The sequence below is a fragment of the Shewanella piezotolerans WP3 genome (assembly GCF_000014885.1).
GTDB lineage: Bacteria > Pseudomonadota > Gammaproteobacteria > Enterobacterales > Shewanellaceae > Shewanella > Shewanella piezotolerans.
Window position 1 is genome coordinate 1,370,682 of record NC_011566.1, and the last position, 25,066, is coordinate 1,395,747.

The following is a 25,066-nucleotide window of genomic DNA, read 5'->3' on the forward strand; positions in this document are numbered from 1 at the left end:
TAAATATAGTGTGAGTATTCGATAGACTGCCAGTAACAGCCTGTGTTGGCCAGTTTTTTTATCTATTTAGAGAGTAAAATGGCACAATTTTTTAAAGCAAAACCAAATAGATCTAAACAATTATCGTCAAAGTTATCTTTGAATGTTACCCAGTTAGATCACCTTGGCGCAGGTATCGCTCACCATCAAGGCAAGATTGTTTTTATCAATGGTGCATTGCCAGGCGAAACCGTGCAGGTACAACTGACTGAGCAGAAGAAGAAGTTTTCTAGAGCTAAATTATTAAAAGTGGAAACAGCTTCGGGTGAACGAGTTTCCCCCTTATGTATTCATTATGAAAAGTGCGGTGGTTGTGATCTCCAGCACCTTAATGTCGAATCACAGCGAGCACATAAAGCGAAAGCATTACAAGAGCTAGTGGCCAAATTTGCCCAAACAACGGCAAGCCAAGTTTGTGAAACTTTAAGCGATTCACCATGGCATTACCGTAGACGGGCACGTTTAGCGACCTGGTTTGATAAAAAAACTAAGCATATTAGTTTAGGTTTCCGTGCGAGCAGTAGTAGTGACGTGGTTGAGATCCAATCTTGTGTTGTGTTGGCTAAGCCACTGTCTGCTTTGATCCCTGAATTGGCTTTTTTACTCAATCAATTAAGTGGTAAGAAAGCGCTTGGCCATGTTGAACTTACATTGGCTGATAACGGTATCTTTGTGGTGCTGCGAGTTACTAAAGCATTATCGGATAAAGATCGCCAGCGATTAGCCGAGTTTGGTGCAAGCCACTCGCTTAATATGCTGCTACAAGATGACGATGCCAACACTGAGTCTTTAAGTGGCCATGGTCAGCAGCCTTTTTATAGCTTTAATGATAGCGATGCAGAGCTTAAATTTTCAGCAGGTAACTTTATTCAGGTCAATGCCTCCGTTAACCAAGCTATGGTTAATCAAGCGGTGGATTGGTTAGCACCGCAAGCAAATGAGCGAGTGCTAGACCTGTTCTGTGGGATCGGAAATTTCAGTTTGCCTCTAGCTAAAAGTGGCGCTGAAGTTATAGGTGTTGAAGGTGTGCCAGCGATGGTTGAACAGGCAACGGTTAATGCCAAAGGTGCTGCGCTAGATAAAGTCTCTTTTTACCATGCAGATCTAAGTGCTGATTTGTCACAACAGCCATGGTTAGGAAAAGTCGATAAGATGCTAATCGATCCTGCAAGAGCTGGTGCTTATGAGAGCATGCTGTCACTTAAAAAATTAAAGCCGCAAGCATTGGTTTATGTATCGTGTAACCCAGCTAGCTTAGCCCGCGACAGCGAAGTGATTTTGAAACAAGGATACAGGCTGACAAAAATTGCCATGGTGGATATGTTTCCACAAACACACCATTTGGAATCGATGGCACTATTTGAACTCGGTAAATGACATTTTTAGTTACGATAGTCAGCGTTTGTTCATTGACATCAAACGCTGAATGCTGAAGATAGAGAGTCTTAATTTTAAAAGGATAAGATTAACCGTTATAAGTTAATCAGCCTTAGGATTTTAAAGGAATAACAGATAATGGTATCAGTTCGTGAAGCACATTTTAGCGACCCTGACTTTCAACTCGAAGAGTGGGTCAAACGTTATATAAGTGATTCCAACGAAGCCAACACTCTTTTGGAGTTGATTGAGCAGGTGGAGCTTTTAGTTGGTCAGGACAAAAAGACCAAAACGCCTGTGCTTGAACGTGCCCGAGAGATGATAGAGATCCTTGCTCCGCTCAATATGGACATTGAAACCCTACAAGCGGCCATTCTGTTTGTTGTTTTTGATGCTGACCTGATCTCTGAAGAAGAAATTCAAGAGCGTTTCGGTGCTAAATTAGAGATTTTAGTTTCTAGTGTTCAGACCATGAATGCGATTGGCGCATTAAAGGTAGATAACCAAACTCGCAACGGCGAACCACAAATCGACAATATCCGCAAAATGCTATTGGCGATGGTTGAAGATGTACGCGCAGTGGTTATTAAACTCGCAGAGCGCATCTGCCTATTACGTGAGATAAAAAATGCCGATGAAGAGGTCAAAGTACTCATCGCTCGAGAGATTGCCGATGTTTATGCTCCGCTGGCAAACCGCTTAGGTATTGGACAGTTAAAATGGGAGCTTGAAGATATCTCTTTTCGCTACCTGCATCCACAAACCTATAAAGATATCGCTAAACAGCTTGATGGTAAGCGTATCGATAGGGAAACCTTTATCGATGACTTTGTCAGCCAACTGCAGGCACGTTTAGATAAAGACCAAATTCGCGCCAAAGTTTATGGCCGACCAAAACATATCTACAGTATCTGGAAGAAGATGAATGGTAAGCAGCTCAAGTTTGATGAGCTGTTTGATGTTAGAGCGGTGAGAATCGTTACCGATAGACTGCAAGATTGCTATGGCGCACTCGGTGTTGTACATACTCTTTGGCATCATATCCCACGGGAGTTCGACGATTACGTAGCGAATCCGAAACCTAATGGCTATCAGTCTATTCACACTATTGTTGTGGGACCTGAAGGTAAGACTGTAGAAATTCAAATCCGCACCGAGCAGATGCATGAAGATGCTGAACTGGGTGTTGCTGCACACTGGAAGTATAAAGAGGGCAGCGCTAGCGGAAAGCAAAGCGGGTATGAAGAGAAAATAAATTGGTTGCGTAAGATTCTACAGTGGCAGGAAGATGTTGCTGAAAGCGGCAATTTAGTTGATGAAGTACGCAGCCAAGTGTTTGAAGATCGCGTTTACGTCTTTACCCCAAGCGGCGAAGTCGTCGACCTACCACTTGGTTCTACCGTGCTAGATTTTGCCTACTATATCCATTCCCATGTCGGGCATAAGTGTATTGGCGCTAAAGTTGACGGCCGCATTGTGCAGTTTACTTACCAAGTTGAAACCGGCCAGCGCATTGAGATTATTACTTCTAAGAACCCTAACCCGAAAAGAGACTGGCTTAACCCTAATTTGGGTTACATCAAAACATCTCGGGCGCGCTCTAAGATCCAGCACTGGTTCAAACAGCAAGACAGAGATAAGAACATTGTTGCCGGACGTGAAATGTTAGAAACTGAACTTGCGCGCACTAATTTAAAAATTAAAGATGCTCAATCAGCAGTTGAACGCTTCAATATGGTGAGTATGGATGACCTACTTGCTGGTATTGGCGGTGGTGATGTTCGTCTTAACCAAGTGGTTAACCATGTGCAAAGCAAGCTGCGCACTAACGAGCTATCCGATGAAGAAGTACTCGAAGACCTTGTCAAAAAGAGTCAAAGCAAGCCAGCTCGAAAAGGTAAAGGTCAGGTAGAGGTTGACGGTGTGGGGAACCTGATGAGCCATATTGCTAAGTGCTGTCAACCTGTGCCAGGTGATGAAATCTTTGGTTTCATCACCAAGGGGCGTGGGATCTCAGTGCACCGAGCTGATTGCGATCAGGTTAAAGAGCTTATTCGTGCTCATCCTGAACGCTCTGTTGAAGTGGTTTGGGGAGAGAACTATTCTGGTGGTTACAAGATCCGAATTCGAGTCTTTGCTAGTGACCGTTCTGGACTGCTGCGAGATCTTACGTTTGTGCTGGCTGCGGAAAAGTCTAACGTTTTGTCGATGAGCTCAAGCTCGGATGTGAAAACGCAAACGGCGACTATCGAATTAGAACTTGAATTGTACAATCTTGATGGCTTATCTCGAGTGATTGCTAAGCTATCTCAGGTTGATGGCGTCAGTGAAGCACGAAGAGTTTAATATACCGATCTAACTTGAGTTAGATCGGTATAGCTTTAAGAGAGTAGAAAACGAATGACACAGCAAATAGGAAACATGCAGCCTTTGCTCACTATTATGCAAAAGCTGCGCGACCCTGAAACAGGATGCGAGTGGGATAAAGCACAAACCTTTCAAACAATCGTGCCGTTTACATTGGAAGAAGCTTACGAGGTGGCAGATACGATTGAGCGTTTAGCGCTAGATGAGCTGCCTGATGAGTTAGGCGATTTGCTGTTTCAAGTCGTGTTCTATTGTCAGCTAGGAAAAGAGCAAGGAACGTTTGACTTTGATACTGTGGTGGAACGTATTTGTGATAAATTGACTCGCCGCCACCCCCATGTATTTGCCGACCTTAAGACTAACAGTAGCGAACAAATTAAACAGAACTGGGAAAAAATTAAGGAATCTGAGCGCGCACAGAGAGAGCAACACTCAGTGTTAGATGACATTCCCTTAAGCTTACCGTCGCTTTCTCGCTCGATAAAGATTCAAAAAAGAGTGGCTCGAGTGGGGTTTGACTGGCCTGATTTGCCTCCTGTGGTTGCGAAAATCCACGAAGAGATAGATGAAGTACTCTTTGAGGTGCAGCAGGAAAAAGTTGTCCAAAGCAAAGTTGAAGATGAAATGGGCGATTTATTGTTTGCTGTTGTAAACCTTGCAAGGCATTTAGGTGTCGAGCCAGAAAAAGCCTTAAGGCAAGCAAATCAAAAGTTTGAAAGACGCTTTCGCGGTGTAGAAGAGTGTGTAGCACAAGATGGTAGAGCGTTTGATACACATACATTAGCCGAGCTTGATACATACTGGGATAGGGTTAAACTGAGTGAGAAGAGTAAATAAACTGAATTTTAGGTTAATTCTAGTTTGTCGAATCGGTGATGCTTTGGTATAATATTGCCCCGTCCTAGTGCTTTCTTACAAGCACATATTTCCAACTCATTTTCTCAGGTTCAGCATGACTACAAGGTATATCTTCGTTACTGGTGGCGTGGTTTCATCACTAGGTAAAGGCATTGCAGCAGCATCTTTGGCTGCAATATTAGAGGCTCGCGGCCTCAACGTAACCATTATGAAGCTGGATCCATATATTAACGTCGATCCAGGTACCATGAGTCCAACACAACACGGTGAAGTGTTTGTGACAGAAGACGGCGCTGAAACCGATCTAGATTTAGGTCACTACGAGCGTTTCATTCGTACCAAGATGAATCGTCGTAATAACTTTACTACTGGTCGTATTTACGAAGAAGTATTACGTAAAGAGCGTCGTGGCGACTATTTGGGGGCAACCATTCAGGTTATCCCACATATCACTAATGCGATTAAAGAAAAGGTTCTTGCTGGTGGTGAAGGTCACGATGTTGCTATCGTTGAGATTGGCGGCACTGTAGGTGATATTGAATCACTACCTTTCCTAGAGTCTATTCGTCAACTTGGCGTTGAGCTAGGTCGCGAAAGAACACTGTTTATGCACCTAACATTAGTGCCGTTCCTAGGCGCTGCAGGTGAAGTTAAAACTAAGCCGACTCAGCACTCAGTTAAAGAGCTCCGTTCAATCGGTATTGCTCCTGATGTATTGGTTTGCCGTGGTGACCGAGCGATTCCTGCGAATGAAAAAGCGAAAATTTCGCTATTCTGTAATGTCGAAGAGCGTGCGGTTATTTCACTTAAAGATGTTGATAGCATCTATAAGATCCCAGCGTTACTTAAAGCTCAAGGTCTTGATCAACTAGTCACTAAGCGCTTTGGTATTGATTGCCAAGAAGCTGACCTGCACGAATGGGAAAATGTTATCTACCAAGAAGCAAACCCAACGGGCGAAATTACCATTGGTATGGTGGGTAAGTACATTGAACTGCCAGATGCTTACAAATCAGTTAATGAAGCATTAAAACATGCGGGTTTGTTTAACCGCGTTTCAGTCAACATTAAGTATATTGACTCACAAAACGTTGAAGCTAAAGGCGAAGAAGTGCTTGCTGGTCTAGACGGCATTTTGGTTCCAGGCGGATTTGGTGAGCGTGGTGTTGAAGGTAAAATCATGGCGGCCAAATATGCCCGTGAAAACGACCTTCCATACTTTGGTATCTGTTTAGGTATGCAAGTCGCTCTGATTGAATTTGCCCGTAATGTTGCTGGCCTTGAAGGCGCACATTCGACTGAATTTAATAAAGAGTCACCGCATCCAGTTGTTGGTTTGATCACTGAGTGGATCAACGAAGAAGGTCAAGTTGAAGAACGTCATGAAGAGTCTGATTTAGGCGGCACTATGCGCTTAGGTGCTCAGCTTTGTCACCTTGAAGAAGGGACTAAAGCAGCTGCTGCCTACAAAGGTCTTAGCTGTGTTGAGCGTCATCGTCATCGCTTTGAAGTGAACAACAACTATAAAGATCGTCTTGAAAAAGCAGGTTTAATTTTTAGTGGTCTATCTTCAGATCGACAGTTAGTTGAAATGATTGAGCTTCCAAACCACCCTTGGTTTGTAGCGGGTCAATTCCACCCTGAATTCACATCGACACCTCGTGATGGGCAACCATTGTTTGAAGGTTTTGTTGCTGCAGCCGCCGCGTATCAGAAACGCGATTTGGGCTAAACCAAAATATTGACCGCTTCCATGTTATGGGAGCGGTTTTTTTGTTTTTGGTGATGTGGATTTAGACATAAAGAAATTCGTTTTACTTTTAACTTTAAATTTATCTTTCAAACTTAAATCGAGGGCATTATGGCTAAGATTATTAACATTATCGGTCGCGAAATCATGGATTCTCGCGGTAACCCAACTGTTGAAGCTGAAGTTCATCTAGAAGGCGGATTCATGGGTATGGCTGCTGCACCATCTGGCGCATCAACTGGCTCACGCGAAGCACTAGAACTACGTGATGGTGACAAAGCACGTTACTTAGGCAAAGGCGTATTGAAAGCCGTTGAAGCTGTCAATGGTACTATTGCTGACGCGCTGATAGGCAAAGATGCAACTGCGCAAGCTGAACTTGATCAAATCATGATCGATTTAGACGGCACAGAAAACAAAGCTAAGTTTGGCGCTAACGCTATCTTGGCTGTTTCTCTTGCAGCGGCTAAAGCGGCAGCAGCTTTTAAAGGTGTACCTTTATACGCACATATTGCTGACCTAAACGGTACTCCGGGTGTTTACTCTATGCCGTTACCTATGATGAACATCATCAATGGTGGTGAGCATGCAGATAACTCTGTTGATATCCAAGAGTTCATGATTCAACCTGTTGGTGCTGCAAACTTCCGCGAAGGCTTACGTATGGGCGCAGAAGTATTCCACAGTTTAGCTAAAGTACTTAAGGCTGATGGTCACTCTACAGCTGTAGGCGACGAAGGTGGTTTCGCGCCAAACCTACCATCAAACGCATCAGCTTTGGCTGCAATTAAAGTTGCAGTGGCAAACGCGGGTTACGAGCTAGGTAAAGACATCACATTAGCGATGGATTGTGCAGCGTCTGAGTTTTATGACAAAGAAGCCAACATCTATGACCTTAAAGGTGAAGGTAAGAAGTTCACTTCAGAAGAGTTTAACTTCTTCCTACAGGACCTTACCAAAGAATACCCGATTGTTTCTATTGAAGACGGTCTTGATGAGTCTGATTGGGACGGTTTCGCGCATCAAACTAAACTAATGGGTGATAAAATCCAATTGGTTGGTGACGATCTATTCGTAACAAACACTAAAATTTTGAAGCGCGGTATCGACAACGGTATTGCTAACTCAATCCTAATCAAGTTCAACCAAATTGGTTCATTGACTGAAACTTTAGCGGCTATCAAAATGGCTAAAGATGCAGGCTTCACTGTTGTTATCTCTCACCGCTCAGGTGAAACTGAAGATGCAACTATTGCTGATTTAGCAGTGGGTACAGCTGCAGGCCAGATCAAGACAGGTTCTTTAAGCCGTAGTGACCGTGTTGCTAAGTACAACCAACTACTTCGTATCGAAGAGCAACTTGGTGAAAAAGCTCCTTATAAAGGGCTTAAAGAGGTTAAAGGTCAAGCATAATCAAATGATTTGCTGATTTAACTAAAAAAGGCCACCACTCGGTGGCCTTTTTTGTTGTACTATCTATTTACTATTCTCAAATTCTTATCATTAAGCATAATGAAACGCCTTCTCTTTGCCCTTATTGTATTACTTGCCATGCTTCAATATCGCCTATGGTTAGGAGATAAGAGTCTTGCTGACTCTATTCATCTGCAAGAACAAATCAAGCTACAACAAGAGAGCAATGCGCAGCTTGTAGCAAGAAACCAGGTGTTAAGAGAGGAGATTAATGATCTTCGTAGTGGAACAGAAGCTCTTGAAGAACGAGCTCGCAACGAATTAGGTATGGTCAAAGAGGGTGAAACCTTTTTTCGAGTTGTTGGTGGCGATCGGCTAACCAAACAGAATAATTAATACATTTTTACCTGCTAGCGAGATCCTCTAATGAGTCAATCAACCAATCAAATTATTGCTATCGTGCCAGCGGCGGGGATCGGTAGCAGAATGGGCGCCGAGGTGCCTAAGCAATATCTAGCACTCAATGAGCAAACTATACTTGGTCATACTTTGGATTGCTTATTGAATCATCCTCAAATTGCACAGGTTATCGTTGCGCTAAACCCTGAAGACAAACATTTTTGCCTGTTGCCACAAGCGCAACATAAGAAACTGTTGACTGTCACTGGCGGCAATGAACGCGCAGATTCAGTATTAGCTGCGTTGCAACAGGCCGATGAAAATAGCTGGGTTTTGGTCCATGATGCAGCGCGCCCTTGTTTAAGTCATTTAGATATTGATAAATTGATTGCATCAACAAGCACCTTTCCACAGGGAGCTATACTCGGTGCTCCTGTTCGGGATACGATGAAGCGTACTGGAGAGCATGGCGAGATCAGCAATACTGTTTGTCGCGATAGATTGTGGCATGCTTTAACACCACAGTATTTTCAAGCAAAGCAGCTTAAAGTTAATCTTCGGGCGGCGCTCGCTGCCGGGGCGAAAGTTACCGATGAAGCTTCAGCAATGGAGTGGGCAGGGGTGATGCCTGGTATCGTTAGCGGTCGTGCAGATAATATCAAAGTCACCCACCCAGATGATCTGCAATTGGCTTCACTGTTTCTTAAAAACTTAGGCCGTTAGGCTGACTGCTAACGATTAGCTTGAATATCAGCTTTACCGTTACGAGGAATTAAAATGAAAATTAGAATCGGCCATGGCTTTGATGTGCATAAATTTGGTGGTGAACCCCCCCTTATTTTAGGCGGCGTGACAGTGCCCTATGAAGTTGGTCTTATTGCACATTCAGATGGTGATGTCGTGCTACATGCTATCTCAGATGCCATATTAGGAGCTATGGCATTGGGGGATATCGGCAAGCATTTTCCAGATACTGATGCTGAATTTAAAGGGGCTGATAGCCGGGTGTTATTAAAGCATTGCTATCAATTGGCATTAAATATGGGCTTTAGTATGTCCAATCTCGATGTGACTGTTATTGCTCAGGCGCCGAAAATGGCACCGCATATCGAAGCGATTAGATCGGTTATAGCTGCAGATCTGCAATCAGATATTGATGATATAAATGTTAAGGCGACTACCACCGAGAAACTCGGATTTACCGGTAGAAAAGAGGGTATTGCAGTTGAAGCTGTAGTACTTATGACAAAGATTTAAAGAGAGCAAGATTGAGATGAGCGAACTTCACTACTTATACGGCAAGCCCAACGCTAAAGCGGATTTACGTACCCAGAACAGCGATTTTTTGGTGCAGGAGATCTTGCCGTTTGCGCCAACAGGCGAAGGTGAGCACCATCTGCTACATATTCGAAAAGATGGTTTAAACACCGTTGAAGTCGCTAAAATGCTTTCAAGTTTTGCCCATGTGCACCCCAAAGAAGTGACTTATGCCGGTCAAAAAGACAAGAATGCGGTAACAGAACAGTGGTTTGGCGTGCGGATCCCTGGCAAAGAAACACCGGATTGGCAGAAAATGAATAGTGAACAACTCACTTTGTTGTCAGCATCTCGTCATGGAAAGAAGTTGCGGATCGGTGCGCTAGCGGGAAACCGTTTCACCTTAGTGCTTAGGAATGTATCAAAGGTTGAAGATGTAGTCGCTCGTCTAGAGAAAATTGCGCAAGCTGGTGTGCCGAATTATTTTGGCGAACAGCGCTTCGGCCATGATGGAAAAAATATTATTTTCGGTCGACAGATGTTTACTGGCCGCAAAGTAAAGGATAGAAAAAAGCGCAGTATGTATTTATCTGCAGTGCGCTCTAACTTGTTTAACTTAGCTAGCTCAGCAAGATTAGCGGCTCACGGCACAGCAACACTAGCGGGTGATTGTGTGATGCTTGCTGGTAGTAAGAGTTATTTTACTGCTGAGCATTGGGATGAAACGTTAGTAGAGCGTTTAAACAACAAGGACATTCAGCTATCGGCACCTTTATGGGGGCGAGGGGAGCCTCTGGCGCAATCAGATGCGGCAGAACTTGAATCCACAGCGTTAGCAGAATATTCAGTTGATAGAGATGGATTAGAGCAAGCGGGTCTTAATCAAGAGCGCAGGACTTTGCTACTTGAGCCTCAACATTTGCAGTATCAAGTTGAAGATAATACTATTACTCTTAAATTTGCTTTACCATCAGGCTCTTATGCAACATCGGTATTACGCGAACTGGTTGACTACCAAGATGTGCAGGAAGCCGCACGAAAAGCGATGCTAGCAGCACAACAGGATAACGTTTCAATCTAATGAAAATTTTAATTAGTAACGATGACGGTGTAAATGCAGTTGGCATTGCTGCATTGACCAACTCCTTAAGCTTGATTGCGGAAACTTTAACGGTGGGCCCAGACAGAAACTGCTCTGGTGCTAGTAACTCTCTGACCTTGACGAATCCATTGCGGCTGAATAAATTAGACAATGGTTATATATCTGTGAGTGGTACGCCTACCGATTGTGTCCACCTAGCGATAAGAGAGCTGTATCAAGATGAACCTGACATGGTGGTGTCAGGTATTAATGCTGGTGCTAATATGGGAGATGATACTCTCTATTCTGGAACCGTTGCAGCAGCAATGGAGGGGCGATTTTTAGGTTTTCCTGCAATAGCAGTTTCATTAGTGGGATCTGAACTAAAACACTATGATACGGCAGCACATTTTGCATTGAAGATAGTTCAGGGCCTAAAGAAGAGTCCGATTGCACAAGATAAAATCTTAAATGTAAATGTGCCTGATCTGCCTATCGAGGATATTAAAGGTATTAAAATCACGCGACTTGGTGCCAGACATCGCGCAGAAGGTATGGTCAGGACACAAGATCCTGCGGGTAAAGAGATCTTCTGGTTAGGCCCGCCAGGTGATAAGCAAGATGCGAGCGAAGGCACAGATTTTTATGCCGTAGAGCATGGCTATGTTTCTATTACACCATTAACGGTTGACTTAACCGCTTTTGAGCAGTTACCTGAAATGACGACTTGGCTTGAGTCGCTAGTTTAATCACAACAATTAGCACTGTTAATTTTTGCTATAGGTGCTGCAACTTAATGATTTATTTTAATTGGAACTGTTATTTATGGATCGGCTCGCGTCAACATCGGCTTTAAACCTAGCAAGAAGTTTATATGAAGCAGGTATTCGTGATGAGCCGGTCTTAAAAGCGGTAGCCAATACGCCCAGAGAGCGGTTTTTAGATGCGGCTTTAGGACATAAAGCTTATGAGAATACCGCCTTGCCTATTGGGCAAGGGCAGACAATATCGCAACCCTATATTGTTGCGAGAATGACTGAAATTCTACTGCAGTGTCAACCTCAAAAAGTGCTAGAAATTGGCACGGGTTCTGGTTACCAAGCGGCAATATTGGCGCAACTGGTTCCCCAACTTTGTACTGTAGAGCGTATAAAGAGCTTACAAATACAAGCTAGACAACGTTTAAAGAAGCTAGATTTACATAATATAGCTTTTAAATACGGTGATGGCTGGCAGGGCTGGCCGAGTAAAGGCCCATATGATGCAATTATGGTGACTGCAGCAGCGGCAAGCGTGCCGAATGCATTAACAGAGCAGTTGACGGATGGTGGAGTACTGGTTATTCCTGTAGGGGAAGCTTCACAACAACTACTTAAAGTCACTCGTAAGGGCAATCAGTACGTCTCAGAGGCTATAGAAATCGTTCGGTTTGTACCGTTAATCAATGGCGAGCTTGCCTGAACGATTTATATCTGTGTAATATTTTAGTTATCGTCGCAGACTAGCGATTTGGGATGGCCTGTTTATATGAAGTTTTTACCGCACTTCACTATCGTTTTTACTTTGTTATTAGCCGGTTGTAGTTTTCAGGCTGATCGTCCCGCGCCTGTAGAGTCACTCAATTACGCTAGTAAACCTTCACACGATAAAGGCTCTATCACTGCTAGCCGTTATAAAGTGAAACAGGGAGATACACTTTACTCCATCTCTTGGGGAGCAAATAAAGATTTTGCCCATGTCGCCAAGATAAATAATCTTGCAAAGCCTTACACCATCTACCCTGGACAGGTGTTGAGTCTAAACTCTAAAAAATCTGTTACAAATAGCAATACTGCCAAAAAACCGTCGAAATCAGCATCAAAACAGGCTGCGGTCGCACCTAAATCTTCTGAAAAACAACTGGTTACATCATCTACTACTTCTCAAGGGACCGCTAAAGTAGCGTCAAAAAAACAGCTTGATCATGTGGCAAAGCCTGCGTATTCTGTTACAGACAATCAACAAACTGTTAACCGAGTTATCCACAGGCAAGAGTCAACACTGCCGAAAAAGGTAAGTCGTTGGTCCTGGCCAGTGAAAGGTAAGATGATTGGTACTTTCTCAGCCAAAGAGCAGGGAAATAAAGGAATAAAGATCGCGGGTAATCGTGGTGATGCAATTAAAGCCGCTGCTAGTGGTAGAGTGGTTTATGCAGGAAGCGCACTACGAGGATACGGTAATTTAGTTATTATAAAACATAGCGACGATTACCTCAGTGCTTACGCACATGCTGATAAGATCTTAGTAAAAGAAAAGCAAGCTGTTAATGCTGGACAGACAGTTGCTAAAATGGGTAGTACGGGCACGAATCGGGTCATGTTACATTTTGAGATCCGTTATCATGGGAAGTCAGTAAACCCACTTAAATATTTGCCTAAGCAATAATTGATTAGGCTGCCAATTTGGCAAATCGGAGGATAGTGAAGTGCAGTAAATAAATTGAAAATTCGGGAGATATATTATGGGTAGAACTAATAACGCCGTTATGGCAGAAGAACCTACGAATGTTTCTGTAAAGGAATCCAAATCAGACCTCAGTAAAAAAGCAGTTAAAGAAGCAGAATTAGAACAACAAGTACAAGACGATTTACAAAAAAACCTCGATGCAACTCAACTGTATCTTGGCGAAATCGGATTTTCCCCCCTTCTCAGTGCAGAAGAAGAGGTGTTTTTTTCACGCAAGTCTCTTAAGGGCTGTGAAAAATCACGTAACCGCATGATTGAAAGTAACCTCAGACTCGTGGTAAAAATTGCTCGCCGATACAATAATCGTGGCTTAGCGCTGCTTGATCTTATCGAAGAGGGAAATTTAGGCCTAATACGCGCAGTCGAAAAATTTGATCCTGAACGCGGTTTTAGATTCTCAACCTATGCCACTTGGTGGATTAGACAAACAATTGAACGAGCAATAATGAATCAGACTCGTACGATTAGATTACCTATTCACGTTGTTAAAGAGCTCAATGTTTACTTGCGTACCGCACGAGAACTCGCACACAAACTTGATCATGAACCGACAGCGGAAGAGATTGCAGAGAAGCTTGACCTATCAAGTAGTGATGTTAGTCGTATGCTAAAGCTTAATGAACGCATTACCTCTGTGGATACCCCATTAGGCGGTGAAAGTGATAAAGCACTGCTTGACGTATTAGCCGATGATGACAACGTTGGCCCTGATTATAAAGTTCAGGACGAAGATATGTCGAAGTCGGTGGTGAAATGGTTAGATGAACTTAATACCAAGCAAAGAGAAGTGCTAGCGCGCCGATTCGGGTTATTAGGTTATGAGCCATCAACACTTGAAAACGTTGGCAAAGAGATTGGTTTGACACGTGAGCGTGTACGCCAAATCCAAGTAGAAGCGCTAAAGCGCTTGAAAGACCTGCTTGGGGCTCAAGGGCTTTCAGTTGAAGCTATCTTCAGAGTCTAATACCAATCTAGTAAGTGTTAAGAGATAGCCTAGCAAAAACGCTTGATAACAAGCTGGAAATTTTCGATAAGTAGTTATCTCTACAATTAAAATTTCTAACGACGTTATCGAGTGGTTTAACAAGCTAGGGTGAGCAGTTATTGACTACGATTGGTATAAAGTTACTGATAATAAATTTAAGGCGCCATTGGCGCCTTTTTTGTATCTCTTGATTACAAATTACCTGGCCATTTTCTTCAAGTTGTATAGGTAATCGAGAGCCTGTCTTGGGGTTAATTCATCAGGGTTTAGCTTTTCAAGTGCTTCTATCACTGGTGATGTCGGCTGAGTTGGGAAGCTGATTGTCTGCTGCACTGCCATCTCTCCATTTTTAGATTGCTCCAATGCGTGATCTCGGCTTTCTAAATGGTGAAGTTTTTGTTTCGCTGCACAGATAACACTGTTAGGAACACCTGCAAGTGCAGCAACTTGTAGTCCGTAACTACGGCTCGCTGGACCTTCCTGTACAGCATGCATAAACACGATACTATCACCATGTTCAACGGCATCTAAATGCACATTTTCGACATTTTTAATCTGCTCAGGCAGTTGGGTTAACTCGAAATAATGAGTGGCAAATAGGGTCATAGCGTTTAAATTATTTGCTAAGTACTCGGCTGCAGACCACGCGAGAGAAAGACCATCATAGGTAGATGTTCCACGACCAATTTCATCCATTAGCACTAGACTATTTGGCGTCGCATTGTGGAGTATATTTGCCGTTTCGGTCATCTCCACCATAAAGGTTGAGCGGCCAGATGCTAAATCATCTGATGCACCAATGCGCGTAAATATCCTATCAACAGGGCCAATAACCGCATGCTCTGCGGGAACATAACATCCTATATGTGCCATTAATGTAATGAGGGCAATCTGTCTCATATAGGTGGATTTACCCCCCATATTAGGTCCTGTCACGATCAACATCTTACGCTGTGAATTTAGCGTCACTGGGTTGGCGATAAAGGGGGATTGGCTTACTTGCTCGACGACGGGATGACGACCAGCTTCTACGTGTATACCTGATGCATCGGAAAGCTCTGGGCAGGCATAATTAAGTGTTTCAGCGCACTCAGCGAAATTGCATAATACATCTAACTCAGCTGCCGCAGTGGCAAACTCTTGGAGTTCATGCAACTTAGGTAAGATTAGATCGAATAACTCTTCCCATAACTGTTTTTCAAGTGCTAACGCTTTGCCCTGGCTAGAAAGCACTTTCTCTTCATGCTCTTTAAGCTCAGCAATAATATAACGTTCAGTGTTTTTTAGCGTTTGGCGACGCTGATAGCTCAGTGGCACCAAATCAGACTCGCGGCGGCTGACTTCAATATAGTAGCCGTGAACTCGGTTATAACCAACTTTGAGGGTAGATATACCTGTTTGCTCTTTTTCTCTGGCTTCAAGTTGAGTCAAGTAATCAGTAGCACCAGCGCTTAGTACGCGCCACTCATCCAACTCTGCATCGTAACCGTCTCGTATTACACCGCCATCGCGAATAAGCATTGGCGGATTATCAACTACTGCCCTAGAGAGTAATGCTAACTCCTCAGGGAACTCTCCAATAACCTGCGACAAATATTGCAGGTGAGGCTCTGAGGAGGCTTTTAATGTTTGTTGTAGTTGAGGCAGTAACCCTAATGCCTGGCGCAATCGGGCAAAATCTCTAGGTCGGGCATTACGAAGCGCGATACGTGCTGTAATTCGTTCTACATCCCCTAGCGCTTTTAAATCTTCAGCTAGAAGCTGGTAGTTTTCGGTTGCAATTAACTCGGCAATTGACGATTGCCTTGCCTTAATCACCTGGTGATCTCGCAGTGGTTGATGTAACCAGCGCTGCAACATGCGACTACCCATAGCAGTAACTGTACTGTCTAAAACGGATGCTAAAGTATTAGTGTGCCCACCTTGTAAGTTAACGGTTAGTTCTAGATTACGGCGGGTCGCTGCATCTAACACTATGCTATCAGTTTGGTTAAAACGCACAATAGAGTTAATGTGTGGCAGTGCGGTACGCTGAGTATCTTTAACGTACTGCATCAAACAGCCAGCAGCTTGTAGCGAAAGTCTCGCACCTTCAATACCGAAACCATTAAGATCTTTTGTACCGAATTGATTTAGTAGTAAACGTTGGCAGGTATCAAAGTCAAACTCCCATTCAGGACGACGACGAGTACCATTCATGCCGGCAATAAGGCTCATTTGCGAAAAATCTTCGCTATATAGCAATTCTGCAGGGTTGGTTCTTTGCAGTTCAGCTTCTAGCGCTTCGGTATTTGCAAGCTCTGTGATCACAAAACGACCCGATGCGATATCTAGCGTGGCGTAGCCGTAACCGCTCTTACCTTGATAGAGCGCGGCTAACAAATTGTCTTGTCGCTCCTGCAGCAAAGCCTCATCGGTTAAAGTACCTGGGGTCACTATGCGAACCACTTTACGCTCAACAGGGCCTTTTGAAGTTGCGGGATCACCAATTTGCTCACATATCGCAACCGATACTCGTAGTTGAACTAACTTAGCGAGATACCCTTCTACTGCATGATAGGGAAGGCCAGCCATGGGAATAGGATCACCGCCGCTTTTGCCTCTCGCTGTTAATGATATCCCTAACAGCTCGGATGCGAGCTTGGCATCTTCGTAGAAAAGCTCGTAGAAATCCCCCATGCGATAAAATAGCAACATGTCTGGATGTTGCGCCTTTAACGTTAAATATTGACGCATCATTGGGGTATGTTTTTCTAAGTTTTGCGGTTCAATTGCAGTCATTGATTTGCTTTGCCTGTACTTTTACTGCGGCCGTCGTGAGCCATGAAACAATTATGGGAGCCAATCTTAGCAATTTTTTACTCATTTTAGTGTGGATAATTGCAATGAAATACTGTTAATTCATGTTTATGTGGAACACTAAATAGTTATCTTATTGATTTTATATGTTTTATAAAAAAATCTTGCACAGTACTTGATACTGTATGATTGTACAGTATACTAGTTTCATATTGAGGCTCTAGAGAAGGCATTAGAGTCATCACCTAAATGATAATACAGTGCTGATACTGTATTAGCACTGAGATCCAAAGGACATAAGAATGAAGACTGATCCAAATAAAGAGAAAGCGTTAAATGCCGTTTTAGGTCAAATTGAAAAGCAATTTGGTAAAGGTTCAATTATGAAGTTGGGCGAAGATCGCTCAATGGATGTTGAAACTATCTCGACAGGTTCTCTATCTTTGGATGTAGCATTAGGCGCAGGCGGCCTACCAATGGGACGTATCGTTGAGATCTACGGACCAGAGTCATCAGGTAAGACAACGCTTACTCTTGAAGTTATCGCAGCAGCGCAGAAGCAAGGCAAGACTTGTGCCTTTATCGATGCAGAACATGCCTTGGATCCTGTTTACGCTCAAAAGCTAGGTGTTGATATTGATAACCTACTTTGTTCACAGCCAGATACTGGTGAGCAAGCGTTAGAGATCTGCGATGCATTAACTCGCTCAGGTGCTGTAGACGTGATTATTGTTGACTCGGTTGCAGCACTAACACCAAAAGCTGAAATTGAAGGCGAAATTGGTGACTCTCACATGGGCCTTGCTGCACGTATGATGAGCCAAGCGATGCGTAAACTTGCGGGCAACCTTAAACAGTCGAATACACTGCTTATCTTTATTAACCAAATTCGTATGAAAATTGGTGTGATGTTTGGTAACCCAGAGACTACTACGGGTGGTAACGCACTTAAGTTTTATGCGTCTGTTCGTCTAGATATTCGACGTACTGGTGCGATTAAAGATCGTGACGAAGTTATTGGTAACGAAACACGCGTAAAAGTGGTGAAGAACAAGATTGCTGCACCATTTAAGCAAGCTGAATTCCAAATCCTTTACGGCCAAGGTATTAACAGTACTGGTGAGTTAGTTGACCTTGGTGTTGTGCATAAACTGATTGAAAAGTCGGGTGCATGGTATGCATATAAAGGTAGCAAAATCGGCCAAGGCCGTGCTAATGCTGGTAAGTACTTAATCGAGAACCCAGAAATCTCTGATGAGATTGAAACAGCACTTCGTTCTATGTTGCTTAGCAAAGGCGAAAAAGTCGCTGCTGGTGCAACTGATACGGCTGGTGATAATGTTGATATGGAAACTGGTGAAGTTTTTTAAACGACTATCATCATTCATTAGCCCTAAACCCTTAGGGTTATAAATGCCAACCACGGCGTGCTTATAGCGCGCCGTAGTTGTTTTTAAGGTGCAACTTTTCGAGCCGTCGATGAATTTTTTGTCGATATGCCGATAACAGACTGCTTTTACGTTCATATCTATTGGTTACCGCGAAAGATCCATTTTATTTTTAACTGTCTAGCTAGTTTTGCATCTACAGGGCTGGTTGTTAGTCATTACACTGCTTATAATGCTGTTCATAAAAAATTTCTCATTAGGCTCTTTACGAGCTAGTTGCACAACCTAATTCAGGACGGTTTCATGTATCAAACCACTGCAGCACTGCGTAGTGCTTTTTTGGAATATTTCCGCACAAATGGTCACCAGGTCGTTGATAGTAGTTCATTAGTGCCGGGTAATGACCCAACACTATTATTTACCAATGCGGGCATGAACCAGTTCAAGGACGTATTTCTTGGCGAAGACAAGCGCAATTATACACGCGCTACCTCTTCTCAGCGCTGCGTTCGCGCAGGTGGCAAGCATAATGATTTAGACAATGTTGGTTATACAGCACGCCACCATACATTTTTCGAAATGTTGGGTAACTTTAGCTTTGGCGATTACTTTAAAGAAGATGCAATTAACTTTGCATGGAACTTCTTAACTAAAGAGTTAAAGCTACCTAAAGAGCGTTTATGTGTAACGATTTACGAAACAGATAACGAAGCCTATGATATTTGGTCTAAGAAAGTCGGTGTAGCGCCTGAAAATATCATTCGCATTGGTGACAACAAAGGTGCCGCTTATGCGTCGGATAACTTCTGGCAGATGGGTGACACGGGTCCTTGTGGTCCTTGTACTGAAATATTTTATGACCATGGTGAGCATATTTGGGGCGGACGTCCTGGTACTCCTGAAGAAGATGGCGACAGATTTATTGAGATCTGGAACATTGTATTCATGCAGTACAATCGTCAATCTGACGGTGCGATGAACCCGTTACCAAAGCCATCGGTTGATACTGGCATGGGGATTGAGCGTATCGCTGCTATTATGCAGGGCGTGCACTCGAATTACGAAATTGACATTTTCCAAGCGCTTATCAAAAAGACTGCAGAAATTCTAGGGGTGACTGATTTAGAGAATAAGTCATTGCGAGTTATTTCAGATCATATTCGTTCATGCGCCTTTTTAATCGCTGATGGTGTTATGCCATCAAACGAAGGTCGCGGTTATGTACTTCGTCGAATTATTCGTCGTGCAGTGCGTCATGGCAACAAGTTGGGCGCAACGAGTAGTTTCTTCTATAAGTTAGTCCCTACATTAATCGAAGTGATGGGTGATGCTGCTAAAGGTTTAGTGGCAACACAAGCTATCGTAGAAAAATCACTTAAAGCTGAAGAGGAGCAATTTGCTCGTACTCTAGAGCGTGGTCTAGGTATTTTAGATAATGCACTTTCTGGCTTGAAAGGCGATGTACTCGACGGTGAAACAGCATTTAAGCTATATGACACTTACGGCTTCCCTGTTGATTTGACTGCTGACGTGTGTCGAGAACGCGATATCACAGTTGATGAAGCGGGTTTCAAAACTGCAATGGCTGAGCAGCGCAGTCGTGCTCAAGCTGCTGGTCAGTTTGAAACGGATTACAATGAAGGCCTCAAAATTGATGAGCAGAGTGGTTTTGTTGGTTACCAAGAGCTTAATAACCAAGCGACCGTTACCGCTATTTATAAAGCGGGCGAGCCTGTTGATGCGCTAAATGTTGGTGATGAAGCAGTTATCGTACTTAATAACACACCGTTTTATGGTGAATCAGGTGGCCAGTGTGGTGATAAAGGTGTTCTGCTAGCTGACGGTATTGAGTACCAAGTAGCTGATACACAGAAATATGGTCAGGCAATAGGGCATATCGGTAAGCTTGCTGAAGGCTCGATTGTTGTTGGCCAGAGTATCGCAACCAATGTTGATAAGAAGCTACGTCATCGCACTGAATTAAATCATTCTGTGACGCACCTTTTACACGCAGCATTGCGACAAGTACTCGGTACTCATGTTACTCAAAAAGGTTCATTGGTAGATCCAGAACGTTTACGTTTTGACTTCTCTCATTTTGAAGGTGTTAAAGCCTCAGAACTTAAAGAAGTTGAAGAGTTGGTTAATACTCAAATTCGTCGCAACCATGAGCTTAAAGCTGAAGTTATGGATATTGAGCAAGCCAAAGAAAAGGGCGCTATGGCGTTATTTGGCGAAAAATATGACGCTGAAGTACGCGTCGTGACGATGGGCGACTTCTCTATTGAACTTTGCGGTGGTACACACGTAGGTCGTACTGGTGATATAGGTCTATTTAAGATCACCTCTGAAGGTGGAATCGCAGCTGGTATACGTCGTATTGAAGCGGTAACAGGCGCAGCTGCGATGGCATATGTGGCTAAGCAGCAAGCTTCACTTGAGGAGGCCGCGGCACTTCTTAAAGGCGATAGCGCGTCAGTTATCACCAAGCTTAAGGCTCAGCTTGATAAGTCGAAGGCTCTGGAGAAAGAACTTGCTCAGCTAAAAGATAAGTTAGCAGCAGCGACGAGTGCTGATTTAGCTGGTGAAGCTGTTGAGGTTAATGGCATCAAAGTTTTGGTTAAGCAACTTGAAGGTGTTGATGCAGGTTCACTTCGTGGTCTTCAAGATGAGCTAAAGCAAAAGCTTAAGTCGGGTATTGTGGTATTAGGTATTGCTGGAGACGCCAAGGTTAATTTGATTGCTGGTGTGACTAAGGATCTGACAGGTAAAGTGAAAGCTGGCGAACTTGTTGCTTCTATCGCTGTTCAAGTTGGCGGCAAGGGCGGTGGACGCCCGGATATGGCTCAGGCAGGTGGTAGTCAGCCTGAAAACCTCAAAGGTGCATTAGATAGCGTAATCCCTTGGATTACAGATAAGCTTGCTTAATGACGATGATTGTTGAATGAAAATACTAAAAACGCTCTTTATGAGCGTTTTTTGTTGTTAGAAGCCTAAAAAGTAGAATTGGAACAAGGGTAATGGGAGTATTTAGCTAACTAATTGCATAAATATCACTGTTTACGAGAAAACTAGTAGATATCACAGTTAACTTTGGTATGGTTGGATGTGACAATTAAGAGTTGTGTGGCTATAGACATGGTTAAATGGTGATGAGGAAGCTATTGGTGCTTTTTTCATACTTGTTTAATCTAGATGTTTGATAATGGCCTTTTAGTGCAGTTTTTTCTTAATATGGCTTATAGGGTTTTGTCTTCAAAGTAGTGTAAACCGTTTTAAAGATGTAATTAATTGGCTTATTTCAAATTGAATACTGTTAATTTGTACTAAGCTAACTCTATAATATGTATATAACGGAATAATGCCGTATAAAGCAGATTTAGGAACTAAAGGAGCAAAATAATGCTGATATTGACTCGTCGTGTTGGTGAAACACTGATGATTGGTGATGAAGTTACTGTCACTGTATTAGGCGTTAAAGGTAACCAAGTTAGAATTGGTGTTAATGCACCTAAAGAAGTCTCTGTCCATCGTGAAGAGATTTACCAACGCATTCAATCTGAAAAATCAGGCTCTGCCCCAGAAGGCGGAAATTTCTGATTGTAGTTTGATGATTACTGAGAATTTTAGAAGCTAGTTTTTTAACTGGCTTTTTTATTTTTTGGTTTTTAAAAGTCTGATAATAGGCGTTCTTAGGCGGATATACAGTCAACATGCTTAAAAACAGTTCAAACGGATATTGTTTCTTAAAAATGGTTTGACTTATTTTCGGCAAACAGTAATATGTGCGCCAAGAAACGGAGAGGTGGCCGAGTGGCCGAAGGCGCTCCCCTGCTAAGGGAGTATGGGCTTTAACTCCCATCGAGGGTTCGAATCCCTCCTTCTCCGCCATTTCTTAAAGTAGACGACGATGCGGATGTAGCTCAGCTGGATAGAGTACCTGGCTACGAACCAGGCGGTCGGAGGTTCGAATCCTCCCATCCGCACCATAATCTACTGTTGTGTTTAAATGTTTTAGTGAGCGGATGTAGCTCAGCTGGATAGAGTACCTGGCTACGAACCAGGCGGTCGGAGGTTCGAATCCTCCCATCCGCACCATTAAATCATTTAAAAGCTAGACCTAAAACTTAATATGCGCGGATGTAGCTCAGCTGGATAGAGTACCTGGCTACGAACCAGGCGGTCGGAGGTTCGAATCCTCCCATCCGCACCATTAAGTCTTAGTAGATATACCTTTATATATGCGGATGTAGCTCAGCTGGATAGAGTACCTGGCTACGAACCAGGCGGTCGGAGGTTCGAATCCTCCCATCCGCACCATATAAAGCTTACAGAATTTAGCGCGTGTAGCTCAGCTGGATAGAGTACCTGGCTACGAACCAGGCGGTCGGAGGTTCGACTCCTTCCACGCGCACCAAGTTTTGCGGAGAGGTGGCCGAGTGGCCGAAGGCGCTCCCCTGCTAAGGGAGTATGGGCTTTAACTCCCATCGAGGGTTCGAATCCCTCCTTCTCCGCCATTCTTTAAATACAAAAAAACCGCTTTATAAGCGGTTTTTTTGTGCCTGTAATATATTAACCAGTAAATCTTATCCTTCTAAATTTCCTAAATAATAATCACAGCATGTGTTCTCAGTAGCGAGTTATCTTATCAGTATAAGATTTGCTCGGTATTCGACAATTAGCTGCTCTGGGGCAAGGTTATTCATTTCTCCTGGATAACTGCTCCTGAATTACTCTCGATAACCGCGCCTACATTAATCTACCCTCCTTGAGCTCGTACCTTTTTATACTGATTGGTATAAGTGCATTCATGATGTTCGTAATATCTGCTCTCCATGAATGGAGAGAGCGTTGCAAGAGTGTCCAAGGCTAAAGAGTAAAGGGCATAGCCATTACGCCTTAAGTTCGTTAACGCAGCTTAAGGATCGCTAAAACTCAATGCAAAGCTTAAGTGGGGGACATAATACAAATTTGCGCAGATTTGGATGACGATCACATACGACACGTATTTCTTGTTCCCTTGTAAATATGACAACTCCCCTTGCAGAGATTTTGTGACCTACACTTGGCTAAGATAGGTACGAAGCAGAAATTGATAATCGTAGTTGCTAGCTTGTTTATCTGTAAATTGATGGAATCAACTGCATTTTTAGTTGATTACACTTCATTAACGTGTGATTTTAAAGTGAACAGCTATATTTGTCATAGCCATTCTGGAAGTCGCAATGCGCAGAATGAATTCAGGTTTGTATAAAAACAAGTTTGTACTAAAGAACGGAGATCTTTTATGACGCTACTTCGCAATAAGTTCGCAAAAAGTCTGGCACTATTGCCTCTAACCGCAGGGCTAATGACCTTTGCTGCGGTGGGAGCGGACAAGCCAAATATTCTCGTTATTTGGGGGGATGATATTGGCCAGTCTAATATCAGTGCCTATACCTTCGGTGTAATGGGCTATAAAACACCTAATATCGATAGTATTGCCAAAGAGGGAATGATGTTTACCGATTACTATGGTGAACAGTCTTGTACTGCTGGGCGCTCTACCTTTATAACTGGGCAAAGTGTATTCCGTACAGGCTTATCCAAAGTCGGTATGCCAGGGGCGGATATAGGCTTACAGGCAAAGGATGCAACCATCGCTGAAATTCTTAAACCTATGGGTTACGCCACTGGCCAGTTTGGTAAAAACCATCTAGGTGATAAAGATGAATTCTTGCCTACAAATCATGGCTTCGATGAATTTTTTGGTAATCTGTACCACTTAAATGCTGAAGAAGAGCCGGAAAATGTTGATTACCCTAAGAATCCTGAATTTCGCAAGAAGTTCGGTCCACGTGGGGTTATCAAGTCATCAGCAGACGGCAAGATTGAAGATACAGGGCCGTTAACCAAAAAGCGTATGGAAACAGTGGACGATGAAACGGTCGCTGCCGCTATCGACTTTATGGGGCGTTCAGTAAAAAGTAAAAAACCTTTCTTTGTTTGGTGGAGCGGCACCCGCATGCACTTTAGAACGCATGTGAAAGCTGAACTACAAGGTTCAAGTGGCTTAAGTAATTATGCTGATGGCATGATAGAGCACGATAATCACGTAGGACAATTGCTCGATACCGTCGATAAATTGGGTATCAAAGATAATACCATTGTATTTTACTCTACTGACAATGGCCCACATATGAATACTTGGCCGGATGCGGGAACAACACCTTTCAGAGGCGAGAAGAATACCAATTGGGAAGGTGCGTACCGCGTACCTGCAATGGTCAGCTGGCCAGGGAAAATTGAAGCAGGCTCGGTTTCAAATGAGATCATGCATCATATGGACTGGTTACCCACTTTTGCAGCGGCAGCGGGTGACAGTAAAGTTAAGGACAAGCTATTAAAAGGCCATAAAGCTGGCAGCAAAAAGTTTAAAAATCATCTCGATGGTTATAACTTTTTACCATATTTAACTGGTAAAGATAAAACAGGTCCACGTGAAGAGATCTTTTATTTCACTGATGATGGCGATCTTGCGGCTTTACGTTTTAAAAACTGGAAGTTGGTCTTTATGGAGCAACGTCTTGCTGGGACATTAGCTTTATGGGCTGAGCCATTTGTGGTACTACGCCTCCCTAAAATTTATAACCTAAGAATGGATCCTTATGAAAATGCCGATATTACCTCAAATACCTATTGGGATTGGATGTTAGATCGAGCATTTATGTTGGTTCCTGCTCAGGTCTATGTTGGCAAGTTCCTCGAAACCTTTAAAGAATATCCACCTAGTCAAAAAGCTGCAAGCTTTAGCCTAGATCAGGTGATGGAGAAATTACAGCAACCTGCGAGTAAATAGAGTTAACACT

At 43.2% G+C, this 25,066-nt stretch carries 18 protein-coding genes and 7 tRNA genes; 24 read left to right on the forward strand and 1 reads right to left on the reverse strand.

From position 1 onward, the window contains the following. Positions 1–78 precede the first annotated feature (78 nt). The 13 genes from rlmD to rpoS all read left to right on the forward strand — a co-directional run bounded on the left by rlmD (position 79) and on the right by rpoS (position 14,010). Positions 79–1,416, forward strand: a complete 1,338-nt coding sequence (gene rlmD / locus SWP_RS05975) for a 23S rRNA (uracil(1939)-C(5))-methyltransferase RlmD (RefSeq protein WP_020911517.1) — start codon at positions 79–81, stop codon at positions 1,414–1,416. A 138-nt stretch (positions 1,417–1,554) separates the two neighbouring features. After that, the gene (gene relA, locus SWP_RS05980) at positions 1,555–3,762 is read left to right on the forward strand and encodes a GTP diphosphokinase (protein WP_020911518.1); all 2,208 of its coding nucleotides are present in this window, start codon (positions 1,555–1,557) and stop codon (positions 3,760–3,762) included. Positions 3,763–3,816: 54 nt separating this feature from the next. Next, complete coding sequence (mazG, locus tag SWP_RS05985; protein ID WP_020911519.1) at positions 3,817–4,620, forward strand: nucleoside triphosphate pyrophosphohydrolase; 804 nt, start codon at positions 3,817–3,819, stop codon at positions 4,618–4,620. Positions 4,621–4,735: 115 nt separating this feature from the next. After that, positions 4,736–6,373: a CTP synthase gene (locus tag SWP_RS05990; protein ID WP_044555714.1), complete on the forward strand. Its 1,638-nt coding sequence runs from the start codon at positions 4,736–4,738 to the stop codon at positions 6,371–6,373. 129 nt (positions 6,374–6,502) lie between these two features. After that, positions 6,503–7,804, forward strand: a complete 1,302-nt coding sequence (gene eno, locus SWP_RS05995) for a phosphopyruvate hydratase (protein ID WP_020911521.1) — start codon at positions 6,503–6,505, stop codon at positions 7,802–7,804. A gap of 99 nt (positions 7,805–7,903) precedes the next feature. Next, the gene (ftsB, locus tag SWP_RS06000; RefSeq protein WP_044555715.1) at positions 7,904–8,200 is read left to right on the forward strand and encodes a cell division protein FtsB; all 297 of its coding nucleotides are present in this window, start codon (positions 7,904–7,906) and stop codon (positions 8,198–8,200) included. Between the two features lie 30 nt (positions 8,201–8,230). Next, positions 8,231–8,926 carry a 2-C-methyl-D-erythritol 4-phosphate cytidylyltransferase gene (gene ispD, locus SWP_RS06005; protein ID WP_020911523.1) on the forward strand — a complete coding sequence of 232 codons (696 nt, stop codon included), beginning with the start codon at positions 8,231–8,233 and terminating at the stop codon, positions 8,924–8,926. Positions 8,927–8,980: 54 nt separating this feature from the next. Beyond that, a complete protein-coding gene (gene ispF, locus SWP_RS06010) occupies positions 8,981–9,460 on the forward strand; it encodes a 2-C-methyl-D-erythritol 2,4-cyclodiphosphate synthase (RefSeq protein WP_020911524.1) in 480 nt (159 codons plus the stop codon). A 16-nt stretch (positions 9,461–9,476) separates the two neighbouring features. Then, on the forward strand, positions 9,477–10,541 hold the full coding sequence (gene truD / locus SWP_RS06015; protein WP_020911525.1) for a tRNA pseudouridine(13) synthase TruD: 1,065 nt from the start codon (positions 9,477–9,479) through the stop codon (positions 10,539–10,541). After that, positions 10,541–11,290, forward strand: coding sequence for a 5'/3'-nucleotidase SurE (gene surE, locus SWP_RS06020; protein ID WP_020911526.1), 750 nt, complete (start codon positions 10,541–10,543; stop codon positions 11,288–11,290). The genes truD and surE overlap by 1 nt, the downstream gene beginning before the upstream one ends. Before the next feature lie 76 nt (positions 11,291–11,366). Continuing rightward, positions 11,367–12,002 carry a protein-L-isoaspartate(D-aspartate) O-methyltransferase gene (locus SWP_RS06025; protein WP_020911527.1) on the forward strand — a complete coding sequence of 212 codons (636 nt, stop codon included), beginning with the start codon at positions 11,367–11,369 and terminating at the stop codon, positions 12,000–12,002. A 66-nt stretch (positions 12,003–12,068) separates the two neighbouring features. Continuing rightward, entirely contained in the window at positions 12,069–12,965 is an 897-nt protein-coding gene (locus SWP_RS06030; RefSeq protein ID WP_044555716.1) for a peptidoglycan DD-metalloendopeptidase family protein, read from the forward strand. Between the two features lie 76 nt (positions 12,966–13,041). Next, complete coding sequence (gene rpoS, locus SWP_RS06035; RefSeq protein ID WP_020911529.1) at positions 13,042–14,010, forward strand: RNA polymerase sigma factor RpoS; 969 nt, start codon at positions 13,042–13,044, stop codon at positions 14,008–14,010. Positions 14,011–14,229: 219 nt separating this feature from the next. On the opposite strand, the gene mutS is transcribed toward rpoS, so the two are convergent. Then, on the reverse strand, positions 14,230–16,812 hold the full coding sequence (gene mutS / locus SWP_RS06040) for a DNA mismatch repair protein MutS (RefSeq protein WP_020911530.1): 2,583 nt from the start codon (positions 16,810–16,812) through the stop codon (positions 14,230–14,232). A gap of 320 nt (positions 16,813–17,132) precedes the next feature. On the opposite strand from mutS, the gene recA reads away from it, so the two are divergent. The 11 genes from recA (at position 17,133) to SWP_RS06095 (ending at position 25,056) form a co-directional block, all read left to right on the forward strand. After that, positions 17,133–18,200, forward strand: a complete 1,068-nt coding sequence (gene recA / locus SWP_RS06045; RefSeq protein WP_020911531.1) for a recombinase RecA — start codon at positions 17,133–17,135, stop codon at positions 18,198–18,200. A 321-nt stretch (positions 18,201–18,521) separates the two neighbouring features. After that, the gene (gene alaS / locus SWP_RS06050) at positions 18,522–21,146 is read left to right on the forward strand and encodes an alanine--tRNA ligase (RefSeq protein ID WP_020911532.1); all 2,625 of its coding nucleotides are present in this window, start codon (positions 18,522–18,524) and stop codon (positions 21,144–21,146) included. Positions 21,147–21,620: 474 nt separating this feature from the next. Beyond that, the gene (gene csrA, locus SWP_RS06055; RefSeq protein WP_020911533.1) at positions 21,621–21,818 is read left to right on the forward strand and encodes a carbon storage regulator CsrA; all 198 of its coding nucleotides are present in this window, start codon (positions 21,621–21,623) and stop codon (positions 21,816–21,818) included. A 199-nt stretch (positions 21,819–22,017) separates the two neighbouring features. Then, positions 22,018–22,109 (forward strand) — tRNA-Ser (locus tag SWP_RS06060). 21 nt (positions 22,110–22,130) lie between these two features. After that, a tRNA-Arg gene (locus tag SWP_RS06065) sits at positions 22,131–22,207 on the forward strand. 32 nt (positions 22,208–22,239) lie between these two features. Beyond that, positions 22,240–22,316: transfer RNA gene (locus SWP_RS06070), tRNA-Arg, on the forward strand. A 38-nt stretch (positions 22,317–22,354) separates the two neighbouring features. Continuing rightward, positions 22,355–22,431, forward strand: a tRNA-Arg gene (locus SWP_RS06075). 30 nt (positions 22,432–22,461) lie between these two features. Further along, positions 22,462–22,538 (forward strand) — tRNA-Arg (locus SWP_RS06080). Between the two features lie 20 nt (positions 22,539–22,558). Next, a tRNA-Arg gene (locus SWP_RS06085) sits at positions 22,559–22,635 on the forward strand. 8 nt (positions 22,636–22,643) lie between these two features. Further along, positions 22,644–22,735: transfer RNA gene (locus SWP_RS06090), tRNA-Ser, on the forward strand. Positions 22,736–23,505: 770 nt separating this feature from the next. Then, the gene (locus SWP_RS06095; protein ID WP_020911534.1) at positions 23,506–25,056 is read left to right on the forward strand and encodes an arylsulfatase; all 1,551 of its coding nucleotides are present in this window, start codon (positions 23,506–23,508) and stop codon (positions 25,054–25,056) included. Positions 25,057–25,066 lie beyond the last annotated feature (10 nt).